The 20,044-nt window shown below is 63.0% G+C and carries 18 protein-coding genes; 11 read left to right on the top strand and 7 right to left on the bottom strand.

Features of this window, described 5'->3' with window-relative positions:
• Positions 1-32 precede the first annotated feature (32 nt).
• Together IVB18_RS08405 and IVB18_RS08400 are read right to left on the bottom strand one after the other, a co-directional pair.
• Complete coding sequence (locus tag IVB18_RS08405) at positions 33-1,232, bottom strand: CoA transferase (protein WP_247988716.1); 1,200 nt, start codon at positions 1,230-1,232, stop codon at positions 33-35.
• 94 nt (positions 1,233-1,326) lie between these two features.
• Positions 1,327-1,959 (bottom strand): 2-hydroxychromene-2-carboxylate isomerase, encoded by a 633-nt coding sequence (locus IVB18_RS08400; protein WP_247988715.1) that lies wholly within the window; start codon positions 1,957-1,959, stop codon positions 1,327-1,329.
• Between the two features lie 239 nt (positions 1,960-2,198).
• Here IVB18_RS08400 and IVB18_RS08395 point away from each other — a divergent pair, with 239 nt between their 5' ends.
• Positions 2,199-2,714 carry a helix-turn-helix domain-containing protein gene (locus IVB18_RS08395; RefSeq protein ID WP_247988714.1) on the top strand — a complete coding sequence of 172 codons (516 nt, stop codon included), beginning with the start codon at positions 2,199-2,201 and terminating at the stop codon, positions 2,712-2,714.
• Between the two features lie 120 nt (positions 2,715-2,834).
• On the opposite strand, the gene IVB18_RS08390 is transcribed toward IVB18_RS08395, so the two are convergent.
• Positions 2,835-2,996, bottom strand: a complete 162-nt coding sequence (locus IVB18_RS08390; RefSeq protein WP_247991976.1) for a hypothetical protein — start codon at positions 2,994-2,996, stop codon at positions 2,835-2,837.
• On the opposite strand from IVB18_RS08390, the gene IVB18_RS51895 reads away from it, so the two are divergent.
• Together IVB18_RS51895 and IVB18_RS08380 are read left to right on the top strand one after the other, a co-directional pair.
• Entirely contained in the window at positions 2,971-3,429 is a 459-nt protein-coding gene (locus tag IVB18_RS51895) for a LysR family transcriptional regulator substrate-binding protein (RefSeq protein ID WP_346732617.1), read from the top strand. The two genes, IVB18_RS08390 and IVB18_RS51895, sit on opposite strands and share 26 nt — an antisense overlap.
• 170 nt (positions 3,430-3,599) lie before the next feature.
• Positions 3,600-4,441, top strand: a protein-coding gene (locus tag IVB18_RS08380; RefSeq protein WP_247801096.1) for an IS5 family transposase whose coding sequence is annotated in 2 segments (ribosomal slippage) — positions 3,600-3,972 and positions 3,972-4,441 — 843 coding nt in all. Because the reading frame shifts where the segments join, the coding sequence is not laid out codon by codon here.
• Positions 4,442-4,941: 500 nt separating this feature from the next.
• On the opposite strand, the gene IVB18_RS08375 is transcribed toward IVB18_RS08380, so the two are convergent.
• Complete coding sequence (locus IVB18_RS08375) at positions 4,942-5,868, bottom strand: IclR family transcriptional regulator (RefSeq protein ID WP_247988713.1); 927 nt, start codon at positions 5,866-5,868, stop codon at positions 4,942-4,944.
• Between the two features lie 60 nt (positions 5,869-5,928).
• On the opposite strand from IVB18_RS08375, the gene IVB18_RS08370 reads away from it, so the two are divergent.
• From IVB18_RS08370 to IVB18_RS08350, 5 genes are read left to right on the top strand one after another with little or no spacing between them, the layout of a single operon-like run.
• Positions 5,929-7,275 (top strand): MFS transporter, encoded by a 1,347-nt coding sequence (locus tag IVB18_RS08370; protein ID WP_247988712.1) that lies wholly within the window; start codon positions 5,929-5,931, stop codon positions 7,273-7,275.
• A gap of 18 nt (positions 7,276-7,293) precedes the next feature.
• Positions 7,294-8,625, top strand: a complete 1,332-nt coding sequence (locus IVB18_RS08365; RefSeq protein ID WP_247988711.1) for an FAD-binding oxidoreductase — start codon at positions 7,294-7,296, stop codon at positions 8,623-8,625.
• A gap of 55 nt (positions 8,626-8,680) precedes the next feature.
• Positions 8,681-10,732 (top strand): hydantoinase/oxoprolinase family protein, encoded by a 2,052-nt coding sequence (locus IVB18_RS08360; protein ID WP_247988710.1) that lies wholly within the window; start codon positions 8,681-8,683, stop codon positions 10,730-10,732.
• Positions 10,733-10,743: 11 nt separating this feature from the next.
• Positions 10,744-12,759 (top strand): hydantoinase B/oxoprolinase family protein, encoded by a 2,016-nt coding sequence (locus tag IVB18_RS08355; protein WP_247988709.1) that lies wholly within the window; start codon positions 10,744-10,746, stop codon positions 12,757-12,759.
• Positions 12,760-12,801: 42 nt separating this feature from the next.
• Positions 12,802-13,890, top strand: coding sequence for a zinc-binding dehydrogenase (locus IVB18_RS08350; RefSeq protein ID WP_247988708.1), 1,089 nt, complete (start codon positions 12,802-12,804; stop codon positions 13,888-13,890).
• A 79-nt stretch (positions 13,891-13,969) separates the two neighbouring features.
• Here IVB18_RS08350 and IVB18_RS08345 read toward each other — a convergent pair whose 3' ends face one another.
• Complete coding sequence (locus IVB18_RS08345; RefSeq protein ID WP_247988707.1) at positions 13,970-14,872, bottom strand: GNAT family N-acetyltransferase; 903 nt, start codon at positions 14,870-14,872, stop codon at positions 13,970-13,972.
• Positions 14,873-15,106: 234 nt separating this feature from the next.
• On the opposite strand from IVB18_RS08345, the gene IVB18_RS08340 reads away from it, so the two are divergent.
• The 3 genes from IVB18_RS08340 (at position 15,107) to IVB18_RS08330 (ending at position 17,934) form a co-directional block, all read left to right on the top strand.
• Complete coding sequence (locus IVB18_RS08340; RefSeq protein WP_247988706.1) at positions 15,107-16,030, top strand: glyoxylate/hydroxypyruvate reductase A; 924 nt, start codon at positions 15,107-15,109, stop codon at positions 16,028-16,030.
• Positions 16,031-16,042: 12 nt separating this feature from the next.
• The gene (locus IVB18_RS08335; RefSeq protein ID WP_247988705.1) at positions 16,043-16,393 is read left to right on the top strand and encodes a cupin domain-containing protein; all 351 of its coding nucleotides are present in this window, start codon (positions 16,043-16,045) and stop codon (positions 16,391-16,393) included.
• Positions 16,394-16,476: 83 nt separating this feature from the next.
• The gene (locus IVB18_RS08330) at positions 16,477-17,934 is read left to right on the top strand and encodes an NAD-dependent succinate-semialdehyde dehydrogenase (RefSeq protein WP_247988704.1); all 1,458 of its coding nucleotides are present in this window, start codon (positions 16,477-16,479) and stop codon (positions 17,932-17,934) included.
• 117 nt (positions 17,935-18,051) lie between these two features.
• Here the strand turns inward: IVB18_RS08330 and IVB18_RS08325 are convergent, their stop codons facing one another.
• Together IVB18_RS08325 and IVB18_RS08320 are read right to left on the bottom strand one after the other, a co-directional pair.
• Positions 18,052-19,326, bottom strand: coding sequence for an FAD-binding oxidoreductase (locus IVB18_RS08325; protein WP_247988703.1), 1,275 nt, complete (start codon positions 19,324-19,326; stop codon positions 18,052-18,054).
• Positions 19,327-19,342: 16 nt separating this feature from the next.
• Complete coding sequence (locus IVB18_RS08320; protein WP_247988702.1) at positions 19,343-20,011, bottom strand: haloacid dehalogenase type II; 669 nt, start codon at positions 20,009-20,011, stop codon at positions 19,343-19,345.
• Positions 20,012-20,044 lie beyond the last annotated feature (33 nt).

The raw sequence follows: 20,044 nt of genomic DNA, 5'->3' as shown, positions 1-20,044 counted from the left end.
CGCCCACCACTCGCGCGAGGAAGGCTTCGGGACTATACCACCACACGTACGCTGCGCTCGGCGACCATCTTATCGATGGCAACGTCGTCGTAGCCCAGCTCGCGCAACACGTCGCGCGAGTGTTCGCCGACCCGGGGAGCAGGCCCGCCAATCGCGGCCTCATTGACCTCAAAGCGGGCCGCCGGCTTCGGCTGCCGCACCCGCCCGACTTTCGGCTGATCGAACTCCGCGATGATTTGGCGCGCGATCACCTGCTCATTGTGGATGATCTCGCCCCGCCGCAAGATCGGTGCGCAAGGGACGTCAGCGGCGTCCAGGCGCTCCAGCCATTCGGCAGTGGTGCGCTGGCCGATATACTCCGCCATCTTGTTGATGCGGGCCGTGGCGTTGACTGAACGCGCCGATGGCGTCGCAAACCGAGGATCCTTGGCAAGCTCGGGATCGCCGGAGGCGCGGCAAAACCCCTGCCATTCGGAATCCGAAATGGTACCGGCCGTGATGTAGCCGTCGCTGGTCTTGAACACGAGATCGGGCCGATCGTTGGGATCGGCAGCGGTGGCCTCAGCTCCCACCACCGTGTACTGCATCATGCCTTCCGGCCACAAATACGAGAGCATCGCATCCAGCATCGCAACCTGAATATGATCGCCCTGCCCGGTCTTCTCGCGAGCGTAGAGCGCCGCCGCCACCGCCTGTGCGGTGAACACCGCCGTGGTCTTGTCGCATACGATTGTGCGGATCATTTGCGGACGGTTCGTGACCGGCTGCGACTGGATATCGGCGAAGCCGGACAGGCCCTGAATGATCGGATCGTAGACGCGCTTCTTCACGTACGGGCCGGTATCGCCGACGCCGCTGATCGAGACGTAGATCAGGCGTGGATACCGCAGGCGCAACTCCTCGACGCCGAGCCCGAGGCGCTCCATGGTCCCGGGGCGGAAGTTCTGCACCAGCACATCAGCCTGCGCGACCAGCTTCGCGAGCACCTCGCGGCCGGCCGTGCTCTTGATGTCGATCGACAGCGAACGCTTGCCGCGATTGGAGGAGATGAACAGCGCCGAGAACTCGCCATCCTTGTCGATGGTGGCACGGCTGCGGCGGGTAATATCGCCGCCGATCGGCTCGATCTTCAGGACGTCGGCGCCCTGATCCGCCAGAAACATGGTCGCGAACGGGCCCGACACCACGCCTGTCAAATCGAGGACGCGAACACCGCTAAGTGGGCCAGGCATGGACATTCTCCCTGAGTTTACTTTACTGCGGGGCCGACTGAGTTTTCGTCATGCAGGCCCGGGACTTCGGCCCGACAGGCCTCAGTTCACAACCTTAGGCCGTTTTCGAAACCGGCTGGCTGGTCTGTTCGACGATCGACTCCTCGACGTCACGGAGCTGGTCCTTGCCGAAGAACATTTCCTTTCCAACGAAGAAAGTCGGCGAGCCGAATGCACCGCGGTTGACCGCCTCGGTGGTCCGATCGATCAACCCCTTCTTGACGTCATCCTGCTGCGCACGCGCAATCAGCCGGTCGATATCGACGCCTGAGGAGATGAATGCGTTCCGGAAGGTTTCGAGGTCATCCATCTTCTTCGGCTCTTCCCACATGTGGTGATAGGCGGCGCGGAAATAGGGTTCGAACATGCCTTCGAACTGGGCCGCAACGGCGCCGCGCATCAGCATCAGGGTGTTGACCGGAAAGAACGGATTGGAGCTGAACTTCGTTGCGTTATGGCGCCGAATGAAGCGCTGGGTCTCCAGCGCCTGGTATTCCGGCTTGTTCTTGATGCCGCGAAGCGAGTCGAACGGCGACATGTTGCCCGTCGCCTTGAAGATGCCGCCGAGCAGAACCGGGACATAGTCGAATTTCACGCCAGTGCGCCGTTCGATTCCCGGAAGGACCAGCTCTGCCAGGTAAGCGTTCGGGCTGCCGAAATCGAACAGGAATTCAACTTTCAGGGACATATCAGCTCCTCCCGTAGAGCGAGATGAATGGTCGCGCCTGATGGTCCTCACGCTGGCCCATGGCTACTAATCGTCCTTACAGTTCTTAAAGTGAACTGTCAAAGCCCACTGAATTACACCTAGTTTGAACTGATAACCGGGTATTGTTTGAAATTGAGTACCTATCTAGAATGGTAGAACTAGACTGCGGTTCCCTGGATGATTCGAGCGGAACAGCGCCGGACGACCGGAGAGCAGGAATGAAATGGGATGAACTCGAGGAAGAACCATGTTCGATGGCTCGAACCATTGGCGTGATCGGCGACCGTTGGACGCTTCTGATCCTCCGCGAATGCTTCCTGCGCACGCGCCGCTTCGAGGGCTTTCAGTCAGCACTTGGAATCACGCGCCACTTGCTCGCAGAACGGCTGAAAAAGCTGGTTCGGCAGGGAGTGCTGCGCCGCATTCCATATCAGGAATCGCCCAAACGCCACGAGTACATCCTGACGCAAAAGGGCCTCGATCTCTATCCGATCATGATGGCGCTCGTCCATTGGGGCGACATCCACATGGTCGACGAACGCGGACGCCCCCTACTGCATGAGCACCGCAAGTGCGGCAAGATGTTCGATCCCGTGATGGTGTGTTCGGAATGCGGCGAACCGCTTTCGGCCAAGGAAGTTCATGTCCATCCGGGTCCCGGCGCTCGCCCGGCATTAGAGAAAGCTTCTCTCGATAAAAAGCCGAAGCCAAAGACTCGGAAGCAAGCGGCCTGACGGCCCGCCGTGAAAGCCGCGTTTCATAGCCTGACACGATTGAAGCGCGTCATTGCCGCCACGCACTACGGACGGAGACTCGATCACGGATGGGTCCCGGCACCGGTGGGCGGTCCAAAATTAACCCTGACTAAGCAGCGTCTTGTCGTTCCCCTGCTCGCTGATCGCATCGGCCGGCGGGAAGATGCTGTCGTATATCGCGCGCGCTTCTCGAATTAAGCGAGCCCGCTCAAGCTCGGACTTCGGAATAAATTGAATGACTTCATCGATCGGCTTTTGCACCTCCATATCCGCCGGCAATCTGCGAGCGACTCTGACTGAATTCAAGAATCGGCATCCTCGTATCGAACTCGCAACGGTCGATCGGTCGCGAACGCAGCTCGCGACGGCACTGCGAGATGGCACGGCGGACGTTCTCATCGTGACAGGGAACATTCCGCTGCCGGACAATAACGTTCGCCCACTCTGGAGTGCGCGAAAACGGGAGTTGTTCAATCGCCGGATCGTCTATTTGCCCTATGTCGAGAGGGCCGCATTGAACGGTATGTGCGAAGAACTAAATGATCCGCGCCTCATAGAAGCCTACGCTCGCAATTACAACGAGGAGCGGCAGCGCTTGGCAGCGAGTTCGACATCCACGCGCGTAAAGCTTGAGGCGAAGCGGTCCCGGATCGAGAGCGAACGCCAGCGCAACATCGACCTAGCTAGAGCATGATCCGGAACTGTGCGAAGCGGTTTTCCGAAAAGATCGTGCTCAAACAACAACCTAAAGCGCGATGATGATTCATCCTCATCTCATCGTGTTTTAGTGTCTGTCCGGGAACATCTTGAATCATCGGAATCATTTGTGATTCAAGGGTGGCGGTCCGATTCGAAGGGGCGCCCATGTGGACGAAGGAGAACCGCGGTCGTTACGACCGAAGCCGGCTACGCTATCCAAGCGATTTGACTGATGAGGAATGGGCGTTGGTGGAGCCGCTGATTGCGCCAGCCAAGCGAGGCGGCAACAAGCGCACGGTCGATGTGCGCGAGGTGATCAATGGCCTGATGTATGTGCTGAGCACCGGTTGCCAATGGCGAGCGATCCCGAAGGACCTGCCGCCACGCAGCACGGTGCACGACTATTTTGACTTGTGGGCTTGGAACGGCACGCTCGATCGCATCCATCACGCGCTCTATGTACAATGTCGAGAATTGGCTAACCGAGAACCCAGCCCGAGCGCCGCCATCATCGACAGTCAAAGCGTCAAGAGCGCGGAAAAAGGGGGGCGTGGATCGACCCGCATGGCTACGATGCGGGCAAGAAGATCAAGGGCAAGAAGCGCCACATCCTAGTCGATACTCAAGGCTTGCTGCTCCACGCCCTCGTGCATTCGGCGGACATCCAGGATCGTGACGGTGGGGTGCTGGTGATGGCCACGCTGTTTGGCCTGCATCCATTCCTGCTGAAGCTCTATGCTGACGGCGGCTATCAGGGGCCGATCTTTCAGTCCGCCGTTCGCAAAATCCTCCGGCAAATCGACGTCGAGATCGTCAAGCGCTCCGATACAGCAAAGAGTTTTGCGATCTTGCCCAAGCGATGGATCGTCGAACGCACCATCGCCTGGCTCAACCGCTGCCGCCGTTTGGCCAAGGATTGGGAGTGCCTCAACCGAAAGGCATTGGCGTTCTTGCGCCTCGCCTCAATCCGCCTCATGCTGCGAAAGCTCTGCCAAAAAACAGCATGATCCCGGACAGACTCTTAGTCGTCAAGCAGATCATTGGAGACGATGATGCTCGTGAGCGCATCGCGGAACTCAAAGCCCAGCGGCTTCAAGTTGAAGCCGAGCTCGCAGCCCTCGAGGAGGCTCCGCCCGTCATCACGCTGGTGTTTCCCCAAGCAATCCGTAGTGGGAGATACATGGTAGCGGGAGACCGCTACCGCTTTTCCCCACACGACGCAAATCTGCGATATTTCCTCCGATCGTCCGCCTAAGCGGTGGGTTCAAATCGGGGACCTGCAACCATCTCAAACTACTGTTCCATGCAGCGGCTTGACGAGTGCGTCGAGTTGACCGACGCGGTCGGCGATCTTGTTTTTCCGATCCGATTGCGAGCTTGAATAGCATACCTTGTATGGGCATCCGCCCCTGGGTCGCTAAAGGGCGCGATGTTCGCTTTGGGCTAGAAGCCGCCCTCCCACAACTGGCCGGCAACTCTGCGGGGCGTTAGGTATAAGCTGGCCATGTCATCCGATACTGATCTTGCGCGCCGCCGCGTTGACCAAGCCGCCCCAGATCTTTTCGTGATCATTGACATAGCGGGAGGCGGGCATGGAGATGCAAAGACCGCCGACCGGGCGACCTTGCGAATTGAGAATGGCGGCACCGATGGCACAGACGGCAGGACGATAGCAGCAAAGGTTCAGCGAGTAGCCGCGCTCACGCACGCGATCGAGCTCCGCGCGCAACGCCGCAGGTTCGGTAATCGTGTTGTCGGTATAACGCGTCAGGTCGCGCTGGATGATCGCCTCGATCTCGTCGGGCGACAGGTGCGCCATCACGGCCGTGCCGATGGCCGTCGCATGAATGGGCGATCGATCACCGATAGGACTGAAGGTCCTGACATTCTGGGTGCAGTCCTCGCGGTCGATCAGGACCATCGCGTCGAGCCCGTCCAGAATCGACAAATGCACGGTTTCGTTGACCTGGTCGCGTAGTTCCTGCATCGGCTTGCGCGCCACGACATAGAGCTGCCCGCCCTGCAGTTCCGGCACCTGAAGGCGGAGCACCCGATGGCCTATCTGCCAGCGAGTTGCCTCCCCGCCGACCGGGCGCAGCCAGCCGGTCGTGGCGAATGTCTGCAGAATGCGCTGCGTGGTGGTTTTGGGCAGGTCGAGGCGGCGCGCAAGTTCGCTCACGCCGACCGGCTGCATCTCCGCGACGGCTTCCAGAACTTCCAGGCTCTTCAAGAGACTCTTCATCACCCTGACCGCGATTTCAGTGCAGCCGTCCGCCCTCCGGCGTGCCTGCGCAACGGCCGCGAGGTCGGCCCATAGCATGAAGCGCGCTTTCCCTAACAGCGCTTGCCACGCCACTGCTTCCTTGCTAGCTTCAATAAATGGAACGACGTTCCGCATTGTGGCACGATTGTTGAGCCGGGGCAACAGAAACATGCGGCGCTTGTTCTCGACGGTCCGCGCGAGCGGACGGGTCCAACAACAGGAGTACTGGCTTTGACCCGAGACGGAGCGACTGCCCCCGGCCCAATCACCCGCCGCCTCCAGCTGAAGGCGATCTCCGGCGCCGTGGCCGGAAATCTCATCGACTTTCTGGATTTCGCGATCTTCGGCCTGCTGGCGAAGATCATCTCCACGACGTTCTTCCCTCCCGGCGACCCGACCGTGGCGTTGCTGCAAACGATGATGATCTACGCGTCGAGCTTCCTGATCCGGCCGCTCGGCGGGATCGTTCTCGGCCGCGTCGGCGATCGTCTGGGGCGCCGCTCGGCCCTTTTCATCTCGGTGAGCGGCATGTGCCTGGTCACTGCAATCACCGCTTTTCTCCCGAGCTACGCCGTCGCCGGCAGCTTTGCCACGGCATCTCTCGTCTTCTGCCGGCTCGCGCAGGGCTTCTTCGCCGGTGGCGAGTACACGGCCGCGACCGCCTATATCGTCGAGCAAGGAAGCAGCAGGCATCGGGCGCTCCGGGCCTCTTTCTCCCCGGCGGCCGCCTATGCCGGCACCGCGATCGCGGTCGGCATCTTCACGCTCGTTTCGGCCGTCATCGGTGCGGAGAGCATGGCAAGCTGGGGCTGGCGCCTGATGTTCGGGCTTGGCGTGCCGCTCGGGCTTCTGGGCCTCTGGATCCGCTACCAGATCGATGAATCGCCGGAGTTTCTGGCAATCGAAGAAGAACGCCGTCGTCTCCGTACGGAAGCACCACCCCTCTCGGCCGTGGTCCGCAGCCAGTGGCGCCGCATGCTGTTCTTCATCAGCATCCTCATGAGCCACACGCTGTCGAACTATCTCGTGCTCGGCTTCCTTGCGACCTATCTCATCAACTTCGTGAAGATCGGCGAGACGCACGCATCCCTGGCGATTTTCATTGCCCAACTGGTGCTGATGGCGACCACCATCCTCTACGGCTGGGTCAACGACACCGTGGGACGGCGGCCGACCCTGCTCGCCGGCTGCATCCTCGTGATCCCCGCGATGTTCCTCTCCTTCTATGGCGCAAGCTTCACCACGCCGGCGAGCGCGATCGCCGCCGCCGTGATCCCCGTGCTGGTCTACCCGCTGATCACCAGCGGCATGACGATCGGACTCGTCGACATGTTCCCGCGGGAGATGCGCGTGACCGCGAGCGGGATCGCCTACAACACCGGCACCGCACTGTTCGGCGGGACCGCGCCTCTGGTTGCGGCATTCCTCATCGAGCGGACGGGAACACCCTACGCAGTTCCCTGCTATGTCGCGATCATCGCGACCATCTCCTTCGTCAGCGTCTTCCTCTACTACAACGAGCGACGCTCCGCGCCCTATGTCGTCCCGGCGGCGGCCGTTGCCGATCCCGTATCGTAGCGCCGGGACGATGCAACGATGACGGTTCAGTCCTCTATCTTCGCTCCGGATTTCTCCGAGACGCCTTATTGGTGGAACGGCTGGCGTCCGAACGACGCCGGCGCCGGCAGCTTGCCGCACGAGACCGATGTCGCAATCATCGGTGCCGGCTATGCCGGCATATCCTGTGCCCTCGAACTCGCCGCGCACGGGACCGAGGTGGTCGTGCTGGAGGCCGAGCTTCCCGGCATTGGCGCCAGCACGCTGAGCGGCGGCCAGGTCACCGGCGGCGTGAATGTCGGCAAAAGCATGTCCAAACGCATCAGTGCGGCGGCCGCGGCCGCCGGCAAGGCCGCGACCGAGGATAGACTGCGCGAGGCTGCGGCCGGCTACCGCTTCCTCGATACATTGATCGCGCGGCACGGCATTGATTGCGACTATCGCCGCAGCGGTCGCATCGCCGCCGCCTGGACCGCCGCACAGGTCCGGAACTGGGAGGGCCGAGTCGCGAAGCTCAACGCCCATACCGACAGCGACGTGCGGATGCTGGATCGCAACGCGCTGCGCACGGAGCTCGCGAGCGACGTCTATGTCGGCGGCGCGCTCATCAACGGCGCGGGACATCTGCACCCTGCGAAATTCTTCGGCGGACTGCTGATGGCCGCCCTCGGCGCGGGAGCGAAGCTCAGCTGCCATACCCGCGTGACATCGATCGAGCGCGCGGGCGCCGGCTGCCGGATCGTGACTAGCCGCGGTGAGATCCGCGCAAGACGCGTCGTCATCGCAACCAACGGCTATACCAGCACGGCGACACCCTGGCTCAGGCGGCGCCTCGTTCCCGTCACCTCGCATCAGATCGCGACCGAAATTCTGCCCGAGCCGCTGCGGACGTCTCTCATCCCTGCGGGCCGCGGCGTCGCCGAGGCAAACCGGGTCACCGCTTATTATCGCTACTCGCCCGACGGACAGCGTTTCCTGTTCGGCGGTCGCGCTCGCTTCTATCCGCTCGACCGCAAGGCGAGCGCAAAGATACTGTTTGCACAGATGACCGAACGCTTTCCGCAGTTGCGCGACGTGAAGGTGAGCCATAGCTGGGGCGGCAAGGTTGCCGTGACCCTGGATGCCCTGCCCCATCTCGGGCGCGACCCCCAAGGCTGCTACTACGCCGCCGGCTGCAACGGCAGCGGCGTCACGACAATGACCTGGCTCGGCCATCGGCTGGCGCGCCATCTGCTGGGCGAGCACGATCTCGTGTCAGACGCCTTCGGCACGCCGTTGCCGTCCCACCCGCTCTATCGCGGCCAGACGTGGTTCATGCCGATCCTCGGCAGTTATTTCCAGCTGCGCGACCACATGGAGAAGCGCCGCTGAAGCCTTGCCCGCCCGCGGGCATGGTTCGACAAGACTTAAAGGAGATAGCTGGACTATGGGTTTGAGAATAGGCGTCGATATCGGCGGCTCCTTCACCGACTTCGCGGTCCTCGATGAGAGCAACGGCACCGTGCGCAGCCTCAAGGTGTTCTCGCGTCCGGACGCGCCGGGCCGCGAGGTCGCCGATGGCATGCGCATGCTCGGCGAGCGCTACGGCATCGACCCAGCCGAGGTCGTGCATTTCACCCACGGCACCACGGTCGGCGTCAACGCGGTGGTGCAGCGCAAGGGCATCCGCCTCGGGCTGATCACCAACCGCTATTTCGAGGACGTCCTGGTGCTGGCGCGCCTGAAGACCCCCGATATGTATCATCTGATGTCGGCACGGCCGGAGCCGCTGGTGCCGCGCTATCGCACTTTCGGCATCGACGGACGGCTGGACGCCGAGGGCAAGGAGCTCGAGCCCGTCGACACTGCGAGCGTGCGTGAAGCCGTGGCGGGGCTGAAGCGGACCGGCTGCGAGGGCGTCGTGATCTCGCTGCTGCACGCCTATCGGAATCCGGAGCACGAGCGACAGGTGCGGGCGATCATCGCCGAGGCTGCGCCTGAGCTCTTCGTCTCCTGCGCAAGCGAGGTGTGGCCAATCATCCGCGAATATGAACGCACCAACACAGCGGTGATCGGCGGCTACGTGCAGCCGGTGGTCTCGAACTACCTGACCTCGCTCCAAGCGGCCTTGCATAGCTCCGGTGTCACCGCGGATCTCAAGGTCACCAAGTCGAACGGCGGCGTGATGAGTGCCGAACGCGGCAAGACGGATTGTGTCCAGATCGTTCTTTCCGGCACCGCATCCGGCGTGATCGGCGCCGCCTGGGTCGCGCAGCTTTGCGACCAGAAGAACGTCATGAGCCTCGATATCGGCGGAACGACCGCGGATGTCGCGTTGATCGTCGGAGGTGAGCCGCAATACGCGACAGGCGAATATATCGGCGACCATCAGATCCACATCCCATCCGTCTCCGTCACCTCGATCGGTGACGGCGGCGGATCGATCGCGCGCGTGGATCCGTTCGGCGTGCTCAAAGTTGGCCCCGAGAGCGCAGGTTCGAGTCCGGGCCCCGTTTGCTACGGACGCGGAGGACGCGAGCCCACCATCACCGATGCGTTCGCCGCCATCGGCGTGCTCGGTCAGACGGCGCTGGGCTATGATTCAGTCAGGCTCGATGTCGCCGCCGCACGCGAGGCGATCGCTCCCCTCGCCGCGCGGCTTGGCGAGTCGGTCGAAGCCGTTGCCGAGGCGATCATCAATGTCTCGATCTCGGGCATGTATTCGGGGATCAGCCGGCTGATCTCGCGTTTCGGGATCGATCCGCGGGAATTCGTACTGATGGCTTTCGGCGGCGCAGGTCCGATGCTCGCCTGTCATCTCGCGCGCGCACTCAACATGGAACGAATTACCGTACCTTTGACGCCCGGCGTGCTGAGCGCGCTCGGCGGTCTGATTGCAGATACGCGCAACGATTTCGTCGCGGTCGCCTGGTGCACGCTCGGAGACGACGACTGGGAATCGCTCGAGCGCACGCGTCTGGCCCTGGAGCAGGAAGCGATCGGCTGGGTGCGCGCCGAGGTCGGCGCTAGAGCGGTGCCGGAACTGACTTACACCGCTGAGATGCGCTACCAGGGCCAGTCCTTCGAGATCGAGACCTCGTTCGATGCGGAGGCCATGCGCACGCGGGACATCGCGGCACTGCGTGACGCCTTCCACCGGGCCCATGAGCGCCTCTATCGCTACCACGACGAGGATGCCGTCATCCAGGTGGTGGCGCTGCGCGTCGTGGCCAAGGTTCGCACGCCGCGCCCGGTGCTCACGCCGATCCCGGATGCGACCGCGCCGGCAAAGCCCGCCGCCACCGTGCCGTGCTGGATGGACGGCGCGATGCGGCAGATGCCGCTCTATCGGCGAGAGGCGCTGCGAGCCGGCGACCGCTTCGCGGGGCCCGTGATCATCGCGCAGGACGATACCACCACCTGCGTGCTCCCCGATTTCGAAGTGAACGTCGACCGCTGGGGCAATCTTCACATCATCAATCTCGCCGCTACGGCCTAAAGGATCAGGTTATGGCACTCAGTGGTTCCGCACTTCAGATCTTCGCCAATTACTGCATGGCCGCCGCGGAGAGCATGGCCTACACTCTGATCCGCACCGCGCACTCGACCTTCGTGAAGGAGACCGAGGATTTCTCCTGCGCTCTGATCACGCCTGAAGGGCTCGCCTTCGCCTCGCCGAAGACGCTTGGAGCGACGTGGTATATCGGCCTCGATTACGGTCCGGTGCTGGCGCTGATCGGCGAGTATCGTCCCGGCGACATCTGCATGACCAACGACGCCTATAGCGGCAGCGTGGCGACGCATACGCCTGATATCCTGATGTGGAAGCCGATCTTCTATCGCGGCGAGATCGTCTGCTATGTCGGCGGCCATATCCACAACACCGACATGGGTGGTGCGGTCCCGGCGTCGTTGTCGCGCAGGCTGACCGAGATCCAGCAGGAAGGCATCCGCTTTCCGCCCTGCAAGATCGTCGATCAGGGCGTGCTCGACGAAGGCCTGCTCGACATCATGGCGATGAACGTGCGCGCGCCGTCGCAGAATCGCGGCGATCTACTGGCGCAGATCGCCATGCTGGTGAACGGCGAGAAGCGCGTGCTGGAGATCATCGAGCGCTTCGGCATCGACGATTTCAAGGCCGGCATGTACCAGGTGATGGACTATGCCGAGAAGCAGGCCGAGGCGGTTCTGAAGGGAATCCCCGACGGCGAATATTTCTTTGCGGAATATGCCGACGAGGACAGCGAGGACGGCAAGCCGATGCGCGTCGCACTGACGCTGACGATCGACAACGGCCGGGCCGTCATGGACTATACGGGCAGCGACCCGCAGCTCGCCTCCTCCCTGAACATGCCGACCGGCGGCATGCCGCGCCACGCGCTCGCGCTGGTTGGATTCCATTATGTCCTGTACACGCTGAACAGCGACATTCTGCTCAATTCCGGGCTCGATCGCGTGGTTCGCTGCATCCTGCCGGAGGGGACTGTCGTCAATGCGACGGCGCCGGCGGCCGTCGGCATGCGCAGCCTGACCTGCAAAATCACGCACATGCTGACTTTCGGCGTGTTCTCGCGCGCCATTCCCAAGCGCCTGCCCGCCTGTTCGGCCGGCGGGATGGCGATCGTCACGGTGAAGACGATGGACCAGGCCGGGCGCAGCGTCATGGCTTCGCTCGGACCGGTCGGCGGCGGTGCTGGCGGCATGGCGGATGGTGACGGCAGCGATGGCTCGGGCGCCAACAATGCCTTCCTGCGCAACACGCCGGTCGAGATCAACGAGCTGGAAGTGCCGATCCGTGTGCGGCGCTATTGCCTTGCGGCCGACTCCGGCGGTGCCGGAACCTATCGCGGCGGGCTCGGCCTCACGATGGAGTTCGAGGTGTTCACGCCGGGCACCACCGTCACGGCGCGCAATCGCGACCGCACGTATTTCGCGTCGTGGGGTGTCCTGGGTGGCGGCGCAGGCGCCAATGCGATCTTCACACGAAATCCCGACCGGCCGGACGCAGAGGCGCTCGGCAATACCGACGTGGTGCCTTGCAGGCCCGGCGACCGGATCCGCCTGGTCGGCGCGGGGGCTGGAGGATTTGGCGATCCTCTCCTGCGCGAGCCGCGCCGCGTACTGATCGACGTTCTCTCGGGCTACGTCACGGTCGAGGCCTCGCGCCGGCTGTACGGCGTCGTCATCGACGGCAACCGCGTCGATGAGGACGGGACGCGCAAGCTGCGCCAGGAGATGCAGAAGGCGCGCCCGGAACGGCAGAAGGACGTGTTCGATTTCGGCAGCTATCGCACCGCCTTCGAGGCGCGCTGGACTGAGGCCCGCTATCGCGAACTCACCGGCATCCTGGCACGTCTGCCGGTCGCGTGGCGGTTCTTCGTCAAGCACCAGCTGTTCGACGCGCTCGACGCCCGCCTCAAAGCGGGCCGGCACGAAGAAGATGCCGGGCTGGTGCGAGAACTCTTCGAGGAATTGGCGGCGCGCTACCCCACGCTACGAACGTCGGAGCGGCAGACCGCGGGCTAGTTACAAGTCGCACCGCAACCCGTCGATCAAGAGGACCACAGAGTGACGCAGGCCATCGTCGGCTATCCCGGCAGCAGGGCGCCGGTTCTGACCAATATCGTCGCTCCCGCACCGGTGGGACATCAGGCGATGGTCGAGGTGATCGCAAGCGGTATCTGCCACAGCCAGCTGAACCAGCTGGACCAGCTCGCGCGCACACCGGACGGCGCGCCCGGCCGCCTGCTCGGCCACGAGGCCCTGGGCATCGTGACCGAAACCGGTCCGCGTGTGAGCGCGGTCAAGCGTGGTGATACCGTCATCATGTCCTGGCTGCCACGGCGGGATTTTCTGGGCTCGCGGCGGGTCGAGCCGGTGACGCTGACGGTTGACGGCCGGACCGTGACGACGCCGGATATCTTCACCTGGGCGGAGCGGACGGTCGCGGACGAGGCTTATCTCTACCCAACCTCTTCCAGTCACCCGGCCCTCTCGGTGCTCGGCTGCGCCGTCGTGACAGGCGCGGGCGCCGTCATGAACAGCGCGCGGATCAAGCCCGACGACACGGTTGCGGTCATCGGCTCAGGTGGCGTCGGCGGAGCGGCCATTGTCGCTGCGCGCGCCCTGGGAGCGAGCGAGATCTTCGCGATCGACCTGAACGAAGAGAAGCTCGGCCTCGCCCACCAGCTCGGAGCCACGCGGCTCATCAACACGGCGCGGACGGGCCTCGTCGAGACGATGGCCCAATGGGCCGACGGCAAAGGGGTGAGCGGCGTCGATCACGTGATCGATTGCGTCGCCGCGCCTTCGACTTTCTCGGATGCGCTCGCCATCGTGCGCAAGGGCCGAGCGGGGTTCGGCCCGGGCGGCACTGTCGTCGTGGTCGGCGTCGCGCACCGGCCAGCAGAGCTTGATCTAAGGTTCATCCAACTGCACGGAATCGCGATCAAGGGATGTTTCGGTGGCGATACGCAGGGCGATCGCGACGTCGCGACCTACGTCGACTGGTTCGACGATGCCGCTATTGGCCTCCGCGCGCTCGTGACGCATAGCTACGCGCTTCGCGATGCCATGCGCGCGGTCGATGAGCTGCGGGATGGCAAGATCACCGGACGGGCCATCTTCGCGATCGCCCCCAATTGCGCGGTCATTTAGGAATGCCGCGGATGCCGCGCTCATTTGAATCCAAACGAGGACGTCGTCGCGGGAAGACCGCTCGCGGCGCGATATGCCCTCACCCAAGGGCCTGGCTTGCCAGCGCGTAGGTAACGGGCATGTCTCCAGAACGCTCATTGGGATCGCGGAAGTGTCCTCCCAACGACATCGTCGTAACGGTGTCGAAGACGGCCAGGCCCGACCGAGCGACGAAGGAGGAGAATTCCCCGTCAGCAAGGTGCGTATCAAGCCTCAGAAACTCTCCATCATGGGCAGTCACATGCGGCGCCACCACTGCGATCGCGTCTCTGTCGTTCGAAGCCACCACAGGACCGATGACATGCCCTCGCCCAAACGGACGGCAGAGCGCAAAGGCCTCGAGGCGGCCACGCCGGTAGAGGCCAAAGCCAACGGATTGCTGCACGAGAGCTGCGAGCAGCTCGACGCGACATGCACCAAATCCCTGCGCATCAAGTTCAGCGACAGCCGCAAGATCGGCTTGATCCAGACGATGCAGTTCGGCTCCTTCGGGAGGGCGCGGCATCTCATCGGGCCGCCGCGCCTCGGCTTGACGCTGGAAGACCGTTCTCTCAAGGCGGAAGCCGAGCGACAGATAGAGCTTACGCGCTGCGCGCGTGGCATTGAGGCGCAGATTGCGTCCCTTGCATTCGGACAGAACGCGCTTCATCAGCCACTGCGCGGTGCCAAGGGCCTGAAGACGCGGAGAGGTGATGACCATGGCAACGGTGGCGAAGTCCGAGCCATGGGGGAACCACATGGCCGATCCAAGGACCCGTCCGATTTCGTCGTGAGCCACGATGCCGTGGCCAACCTCACGCAGAAACTGCCAGTCCTCGGCGCGATGCGGCCAGCCGACGCCAATTGACAGCGCATGGAGCCAGTCAAGCTCGACCGTATCGATATCGGCCGCACGTGCCTCAAAAGTATCGACCGTAAACGAACTGGAGATGCGCCTATCCATGGCTCCCTCTCGATGAGCCCAATATCGATCGAATGATCTCACTCCGGGCGCACTCCAGCGGCCCGGGCGAAACCAGCATAAACCATACGCCGCCGCAGAATGCATTTCAAAATGACCGTGGCGCGAAACAATCCACCAAATCGCAATCGCATTCGGCATGGAAACGAACCCTCGTCCGGTTATGCTCCTTCCATCCGGCGAGTTCGCCATCTTCGGCGCCTGCAAAATCGACTAATGGCTTTTCTGTTCAATTCCGACGCCGAGCGCGGAGCCGTTTTTCGCAGCGCCTTCGTTCGCGAGCTCCCCGACCTCCCCTTCGCAATCGATTCCGCCACGATCGATCCCGACCAGGTTCGCTACGTGATTAGCTGGACGGTGCCCCATGGGCTCGAATGCTATCGCAATCTCGAGCTCCTGTTTTCAGTTGGGGCCGGCGTCGATCAATTTCCGCTAACATCGATACCATCCGAGGTGAAGGTGGTACGGATGGTGGAAGATGGCATCATCCGGATGATGCAGGAATATGTCACACTCGCGGTGCTGGCGCTCCACCGCAACCTCCCTACCTATCTCGATTTGCAGCGGCAACGCCAGTGGCGGCCTCTGCTGCAGAAGCAGGCTACCGACCAGCGGGTTGGGCTGCTCGGACTTGGCGTGCTCGGCCGCGCCGTGCTGGAGAGTCTGAAGCCCTTCGGCTTTCCTTTGAGTGGCTGGAGCCGATCAGCCAAGACGATAGAAGGAGTTGCAACATATTGCGGCCAAGCCGGCCTCAGCCAAATGCTCAGCGAGATCGACATCCTCGTCTGCCTGCTTCCTCTCACGGGGGACACCCGCGGGATTCTGGATCGCGGTGTGTTTGCGCGGCTGCCGAAAGGCGCGGCGCTGATTCATGCGGGACGCGGCGCGCAGCTCGATCACCTCGCGCTCCTGGCCGCTCTGGACGACGGTCACCTCGCCGGCGCCGTCATCGATGTCACTGAACCGGAGCCGCTGCCCTCCGATCATGCCTTCTGGACTCATCCGAAGGTGCTGCTCACCCCGCATGTGGCAAGCGCAACTCAGGCGGAGACCGCCGCACGTGCGGTGATCGACAACATCAAGCGATACGAGGCGGGCCTGGATCTGATCGGGCTCATTGATCGCACACGTGGCTACTGAGAGGAGTTCAAATTGCTGCTGAAACTGATCGATTCCAATCCGACCTTCGCTCCAAAGGAGTCCGGCCCAACCCCAGAGCGGCTCATTGCCGGCGCTCCCCACTACAAGACCTGGGCGCAAGACGTGGCCAAGGGTGAGCTCGTGCATACCGGCGTATGGGAAGCGACACCGGGCGAAACGCGCTCCATCAAGGGAGAGACGTTCGAGTTCTGTCACATCCTCGCCGGCGTGATCGAGATCACGCCGGACGGCGGAGATCCCATGACCTTCACGGCCGGCGACAGCTTCGTCATGAAGCCCGGATTTACGGGCGTGTGGAAGACCATCGAGACCGTCCGCAAGATCTACGTCACGGTGGCGTGAGGCTGGGCTCCGATTCCGGTCAGCTGCCCACCGCAGATCCCCGCAGCAGCGCCTTTCGGCTGATCCTAGGAGAAGGATGAGACATGCGGAAACTCAGCGACAAAAACCTCTTCCGCCAGCAGGGTTTGATCGGCGGCCATTGGGTCGGGGCGCTCTCGGGCAAGACGATCGACGTGATCGAGCCGGCGACGCAGACTGCTCTTGGTACCGTACCAGACATGGGGCGAGATGAGACGCGCGCCGCTATTGCCGCTGCCGCCGAGGCGTACCCGGCCTGGCGCGCCAAGACGAACGCCGAGCGCGCCGCGCTTCTGGAAGCCTGGCACGGCCTTATGATCGCTCATCTCGACGACCTGGCGCGCATCCTGACGCTCGAACAGGGCAAGCCGTTGGAAGAGTCCAGAGGCGAGATCCGCTACGGCGCCTCCTTCGTCAAATGGTTCGCGGAGGAGGCCCGGCGGATCGGCGGCACGACAATCCCGTCACCGACGCCCGATCGGCGCATCGTCGTCCTCAAGGAGCCGGTTGGCGTATGCGCTGTCATCACGCCCTGGAATTTCCCGAACGCGATGATCACGCGCAAGGTGGCTCCGGCGCTCGCGGCGGGATGCACCGTCGTGATCAAGCCATCGGACTTAACGCCCTATTCGGCGCTGGCCCTCGCCGGGCTGGCCGAGCGCGCCGGAATTCCCGCAGGCGTCATCAACATTGTCACCGGCCTGCCGACCGAGATCGGCGCCGAGATCATGGCCAACGAGACGGTGCGCAAGATCTCGTTTACCGGCTCGACCCGCGTCGGCTCACTGCTGATGCGCGGTGCCGCGGACAGCATCAAGCGCGTGAGCCTCGAGCTCGGCGGAAATGCACCCTTCATCGTCTTTGACGATGCCGATCTCGAACTCGCGGTCGAGGGCGCAATCATGTCGAAGTTCCGCAATGGCGGGCAGACCTGCGTTTGCGCCAATCGGATCCTTGTGCAGGCTGGCGTTTACGATGCCTTCGCAGACAAGCTCGTCGCCCGCGTCAAGACCATGAAGGTGGGATCTGGCCTCGAGCAGGGCGTGACGATCGGGCCGATGATCAACGAGGCGGCGATCAGCAAGATCAACCGGCATGTCGCCGATGCGCTGTCCAAGGGCGCTCGTATCGCCGGCCAACCCGTGACGTTACCCAAGGGCCCGCAATTTACCGCGCCGATCGTCCTCACCGAGGCGACCACCGACATGGTGCTGGCGCATGAAGAGACATTTGGTCCCGTCGCGCCTCTCTTCCGTTTCGAGACCGACGAGGAGGCGATTGCCATCGCAAACGCTACACCCTTCGGCCTTGCCGCCTATTTCTATACCCGAGACCTGAAGCGATCCTGGCGCGTTGCGGAAGCGCTGGAAGCAGGCATGGTCGGCCTCAACACCGGCATGGTGTCGACGGAGGTAGCCCCGTTCGGCGGTGTCAAGCAATCCGGCCTGGGGCGCGAGGGCGCGCAGGTCGGGATCGAGGAATACCTCGAGATGAAAACCTTCCACATCGGCGGATTGGGCTAAGCGGCCACGGAGCGGAGAAGGCGCACGTCCGCGCCCTCTCCGGTATCCGGGCAAACGCTCAAGACAGATCGGCCCTCGATGTTCTGCAAGCGCGGGCGCGCATTTGTCCCCGCCAGGCTACTGAATGCGATCAAGCATCTTGTAGTACATTCCCACCAGCGGCAGGAACCAAGGCTTGCCGAAATGACCGGGCACCGCGGGCCAGTCGAGGCCCTTCATCGGATTCCGGTCTTCGCGTCCAAGCATCGCATCGGCGATCGTCATGCCGAGATGGGTCGACAGCTGCGCGCCATGGCCGGAATAGCCCATCGCATACCATAGCCCGTCCTGATAGCCGGCGCGTGGAAAGCGATCGCTGGTCATGTCGACGAGCCCGCCCCAGCAATAGTCGATCGGTATGCTGGCAAGTTGCGGGAAAATTCGCGCGAGACCGTCAACGAGCACTGCGCCGCTCTTTGCGTCCGAACGCTGATCTGATGTCGCCGAGAAGCGTGCACGTCCGCCAAAGATCAGGCGATTGTCGGGTGCCAGCCGAAAATAATTACCAACGTTCATCGAAGTGACGCAAGTGCGGTTGCCCGGCATGGTCTTCGCGATTTCGGCCACGTCCAGCGGACGGGTCGCGATGATGAAGCTGCCGACGGCGATAATGCGCCGACGGAAATAGCCGAAATTCGGCATGGTGTAGGCGCCCGTCGCCAGCACGACCTGCTCCGCGGTGACGCTGCCGCGGGACGTCGTCAGGCGGTGGCGCGATCCTTCCCGCGCCTGCGCGGTGACCGGCGCGTTCTCGAAGATGGTCGCGCCGCGACGCTTGGCCGCCTCGGCCAGTCCGACGCCATAGCGCCCCATATGCATCATCGCGCTCTTCTTCGAGAGCATCGCGCCAAAGAAGGGCGAGCCGATTTCCGCGCCGAGATCCCGGGCGGACAGCAATGCTGTGTCCGGATCAACCTCGCGATGGACCGCTTCGAAATTCCGCGCGATGGCATCGAAATGCTTCGGCTTGGAGGCGAGCTTCAGCTTGCCGGCGCGGCGGAAATCACACGCGATGCGCTCCTCCGCAATCAACGCCTCGAGCGTGTCGATCGAGGTGTCGAGCGCGCGGTAAAGCGCGACGGCGCGCTCCTTGCCTAATTCCGCCTTGGCGGCGAGATAGCTGTGGGCCAGACCATTGTTGAGATGCCCGCCGTTCCGGCCCGATGCGCCGCCGATTACCCGGTCCGCCTCGAGCACAACGACCTTCGTTCCCGCCCTGGCGAGCTGGCGCGCAGCTCCAAGGCCCGTGAAGCCGCCACCGATGACCGCAACGTCATAGTGCCCGTCGACGGGACCTTCGGCGCCGCCGGAGAAGCGTGGTGCGGTATCGTGCCAGTAGGAGACATATTTCACCGCGGATCCCGCCGACTCAGAGTCCGAACACACCCGGCAGGTCGCCGATATCCTTGATTTCGACATAGCCATAATAGGGGTTGGCGGGCTCGTGCCCCCGATTGACCCACACCTTGTTCTTGATGCCGAGGTCGTGAGCCGTCATCAGGTCATAGCGGAAGGACGAGGAGCAGTGCACCACGTCTTCAGGCCCGCAGCCCAGCGTATCGAACATGAACTCGAAGCCCTTCATGCGAGGCTTGTAGGATTGGGCCTGTTCGGCCGTGAGCGCGGCGTGAAAGGGCGCCCCGAGCTTGGCTACGTTGGACGGCAGTTGCGCATTCATGGCGTTGGAGAGGATGACGAGCGGAATCTCCTTGGCGACCTTGGCAAGGCCGGCAGGAACGTCGGGATGCGGCCCCCAGCTCGGCACGCGTTCATAGACCATCTGCGCATGCTCGGGCTTGAAGGCGACGTCATTGCGCTTGCATGCACGCTCCAGCGCGTTATGGATCACGACGGCATAGGGTTTCCAGTCGCCGAGAATTTCGTCGAGCCGATACGCCGCGAAATCCCGCACGAGCGCAGCCATCTGCGGTGCTGGAAGATGCGCGCGATAGAGATCCTGCGCCGCTTCCGCCATCTGGAAATTCGTCAGCGTGCCGTAGCAGTCGAAAGTCACGTATTTCGGACGAAACTGGCTCATCATTCCTGTCCTGGTGCGCTCGCACGATGTCAG

This window comes from Bradyrhizobium sp. 186 (assembly GCF_023101685.1).
Lineage (GTDB): Bacteria > Pseudomonadota > Alphaproteobacteria > Rhizobiales > Xanthobacteraceae > Bradyrhizobium.
This window is presented reverse-complemented; position numbering and strand designations above follow the sequence as displayed.

Coding starts and splice junctions, on each gene's coding strand:
- IVB18_RS08345 (WP_247988707.1), bottom strand. CDS start 14,872: ATGGATAGGCGCATCTCCAGTTCGTTTACGGTCGATACTTTTGAGGCA.
- IVB18_RS08365 (WP_247988711.1), top strand. CDS start 7,294: ATGACGGTTCAGTCCTCTATCTTCGCTCCGGATTTCTCCGAGACGCCT.
- IVB18_RS51895 (WP_346732617.1), top strand. CDS start 2,971: ATGACTTCATCGATCGGCTTTTGCACCTCCATATCCGCCGGCAATCTG.
- IVB18_RS08320 (WP_247988702.1), bottom strand. CDS start 20,011: ATGAGCCAGTTTCGTCCGAAATACGTGACTTTCGACTGCTACGGCACG.
- IVB18_RS08340 (WP_247988706.1), top strand. CDS start 15,107: ATGGCTTTTCTGTTCAATTCCGACGCCGAGCGCGGAGCCGTTTTTCGC.
- IVB18_RS08330 (WP_247988704.1), top strand. CDS start 16,477: ATGCGGAAACTCAGCGACAAAAACCTCTTCCGCCAGCAGGGTTTGATC.
- IVB18_RS08405 (WP_247988716.1), bottom strand. CDS start 1,232: ATGCCTGGCCCACTTAGCGGTGTTCGCGTCCTCGATTTGACAGGCGTG.
- IVB18_RS08360 (WP_247988710.1), top strand. CDS start 8,681: ATGGGTTTGAGAATAGGCGTCGATATCGGCGGCTCCTTCACCGACTTC.
- IVB18_RS08400 (WP_247988715.1), bottom strand. CDS start 1,959: ATGTCCCTGAAAGTTGAATTCCTGTTCGATTTCGGCAGCCCGAACGCT.
- IVB18_RS08355 (WP_247988709.1), top strand. CDS start 10,744: ATGGCACTCAGTGGTTCCGCACTTCAGATCTTCGCCAATTACTGCATG.
- IVB18_RS08395 (WP_247988714.1), top strand. CDS start 2,199: ATGAAATGGGATGAACTCGAGGAAGAACCATGTTCGATGGCTCGAACC.
- IVB18_RS08375 (WP_247988713.1), bottom strand. CDS start 5,868: ATGTTTCTGTTGCCCCGGCTCAACAATCGTGCCACAATGCGGAACGTC.